Raw genomic sequence first — 3,357 nt, forward strand, 5'->3', positions numbered from 1 at the left:
ATACTTATAATCATCATTTACATAATAAGCATGAAGCTCATTTGGATTAGAAACAACTGGTGAAATCATGTTGTAGCGTACGTCCTCTGGGTATTTGCGAACGGCTTCCAAATAGGAACGTGAAGCGTACATCTCACCCCAGCCCGCTCCTTCTATACTGGCGTACATTGATCCAATCGTGTACCAGCCGTCATCACGGTAATCAATATCTTTTACAAACTTAATAGCGAAAATGTTTTCTGGATTGTTCTCCGGTATCGCCGTGGTGAGTTGGCCATAATTTGCTGTTGACAATAATGAAAATTCGCCTGATTCGAGAACCTTATTTGCATACTCGATAGCTTTTGTATTGTCACCTTTATACAAATACAATCGCGCAAGTAAAGCTTGGGTTGCATATACGTTACCGTAGATATTACCTTTGAACTCTTTAAATAACCCCTCTGCTTTTAAAAGGTCTTTTTCTACCTGGTCGTATACTTCCTTCACCGTATTGCGAGGCAATATTTCAAAAGGATCATCGGCTAAATTCAAGGGTACCGCTAGATTTGTTTCTGCGCCCTGATTATAAGGCTTCCCAAAAACATTTGTTAAATAGAAGTACATTAAGCTCCTTAGGTATAGATTTTCTGCGATAACCTGATCGCCTTCATCACTCTGCCCTTCTACTACACGATTAATTAGATGGTTGGTTCCCGCGATAATTTTATAAGACGTCGACCAGAACGAATTTACCCTACCGTTACTAACAATACGCTGGTAATTATAATTGTAAAAAAAGTTGTCTGTGGTCGTCCCCGACAACGACACATTATCACTAGGGTATTCCGTTACGCGGTGCCAATTTTCAACCCAACTTTTTAAATTATGGTAATTACCATTGTTCAGTGCTTCCAACGCACCTGCGGTATTGTCAATCGATTCATTCGTCAGTGAATCATACGGCTTTTTATCCAACGAACATGAGCTCGCTAGAATAGCTATGGTTGCCGAGTATATAAAAATTCTTTTCATGTTGTCTATTCTTAAAATGTGAGATTAAGGCCAAAAATAAAACGTTTGGGCGCCGGGTATTGCGCTGTCGCATCGCCCGTCGTTTTATCTACGGCGTTATCATTACCTACTATTGCACTTTCAGGATCGAATCCAGTAAACTTGGTCGCCGTCCATAAATTATCAGCCGAAAGGAACACTCCCAAACCTTTGACTCTTAGTTTGGATGTCACCGCATCTTTAAAATTGTAACCTAGCGTTACGTTCCTTAAACGGAAGAAAGAAGCGTCCTCTAAATAGCGAGACGAAATTTTATTTGAACCACTATTATTATTATAGGCAGCAACTGGATGGGTTGCATCCGTATTCTCCGGTGTCCATCTTGACCATCCGTCCGCTAAAACCATCTGGTTATATGAAGGATAGGCTCCATCTGCGTCGAAGTATTGACGAGCAGCATTGAAAGTAGTTGTCCCGGTGATAAAGGCAGCAGAAGCGCTCAGCGTGAACCCTTCGTATGACATCATCGAAGAAATCCCTCCTTGCAAATCAGGAGTACTCTTTCCTACAAACTGTAAGGTACCATCGTTATAATTGGAAGTCGTACTAACTTCTCCTGTTTCTGAATCAACAATCTCCCAAAGTGGCGCACCATTTTCCGGATCAACACCAGCCCATTTACGCATATACCAAGAATCAATATCTCTACCTTCGGAGAACCGACGGGTTTCACCCTTTGGAATATCCGCACCATCCTTCAAAGAGATTATCTTATTGTTATTATGTGCTATATTAACCCCTAGATTCCATTTGAATTTTTCAGTTCTAATCACGTCACCACTTACCGCTACTTCAAGACCCCTGTTACGAATCGCACCGATATTAGCCCAATATCCTTCCCAACCCGCGGTTGATGGAAATGCGACGTAATAGAGTAATCCATCTGTATTTTTATTGTAGGCATCTACACTTAAGTTAAATCGATTTAAAAAACCTAATTCAACACCGATATTTGCGTCCTTCGAGGTTTCCCAGCTTACGTTCGAATTCTGATATTGCGCAAGGATAGCAGCCGGCTCACCATTATACTGGGCTTCTAATCCGTATGTTGAAAATGACGCATAATACTCATTTGGCAAGTTACCGACAGTCCCGTAGGAAGCCCGAAGACGAAATGTGTTAATTGCCGAAATATCGAAAAAATCTTCTTTATGAATATTCCACGCGCCGCTCAACGAATAGAAACTACCGTATTGCTTTGCTGTTCCGAACCGAGAGGATCCGTCAATCCGATATGATACTTGCGCATTATAGCGATCATCGTAATTATACATCCCCTGTATCAGTCCAGATTGAATCGCGTAATCATTTTTAGTTCCTGTTTTAGAAAGAATATCTGCCGCATTACCAACAATAACCGATCCCGGAGCAATACCCTTTCCCGTCATTCCTAAATCCTGATAAGTATAATCGGAATATTCATAGGCAGCAAATGCCGAAAGGTTATGCTTCCCAAAAGATTCTTGGTATTTCAACATTTGATTGAAAAATCGAACAATTCGCTTCGCCGAAAAATTATAAATTGTTCCATCGTTTGCTCTTCCCGAATTTGAAAGGGGATCCGTATAAGTCATCGACGTACTGTTGTAATAGGCTAAACTATTTGTCGACTCAAACGTAAATCGATCAGATATTTTGTACGAGAAGTCTAAATTGGATTGGATATCGAACGTCTGCCTGTCCCCATAATTATATTGCAAGTCATACAGGTAATTTCGAGCATCACGCCCATACCAGTTGTATAGTTGAGAAGTTCCCTCGATTGTTGGATTTCTTAAACTACCATCATCATTAAACGGTGTATCCCAAGGCATGTTCAGCATCATGTCGTACAAAGAATGCTCCTTAGACTCCGTAGAGGTGTAGGTCGCATTAATTTTTGGTTTAAAAGTGATACGATCAGTCAATTTATGATCCAAATTTAACCTAGCCGACAGACGATTGTAGTCGTAGCCCTTAATGGATCCTTTTTCATCGTAATAATTTAAACTTGTAAAAACTGAAGTTTTCTCCGTTTTAGCCATGTAATTTGCGGCGAAATCATTTAGTCTACCAGCCTGTGTCCCCTTATCCAGCCACTTGTAATCAGTACCAAGCACATCCTCCGTTATTGCATCGGGCACTGCTGATTGATTATTAAAAGATTGATACAAATCCCATAGCTCTGCAGAGTTCATTAATTCCACATTTCCTCTATTGAACTTACTGGTACCAGAAGACAAGTTAACAGAGAACACCCCTTCACCAGCATTCGTCGCAGATTTGGTTGTTACTACGACTACCCCGTTTGTACCACGTGAACCA

General features: G+C 40.8%; 2 protein-coding genes. Both read right to left on the minus strand.

Annotation, left to right across the window (positions count from 1 at the left end):
* On the minus strand, nucleotides 1-1,014 hold a 1,014-nt coding region (locus tag HP439_RS18380; RefSeq protein ID WP_172391785.1), incomplete at its 3' end, for a RagB/SusD family nutrient uptake outer membrane protein.
* 11 nt (nucleotides 1,015-1,025) lie between these two features.
* On the minus strand, nucleotides 1,026-3,357 hold a 2,332-nt coding region (locus HP439_RS18385), incomplete at its 5' end, for a SusC/RagA family TonB-linked outer membrane protein (protein WP_172391786.1).

The sequence above is a fragment of the Sphingobacterium shayense genome, assembly GCF_013179575.1.
Classification (GTDB): domain Bacteria; phylum Bacteroidota; class Bacteroidia; order Sphingobacteriales; family Sphingobacteriaceae; genus Sphingobacterium; species Sphingobacterium shayense.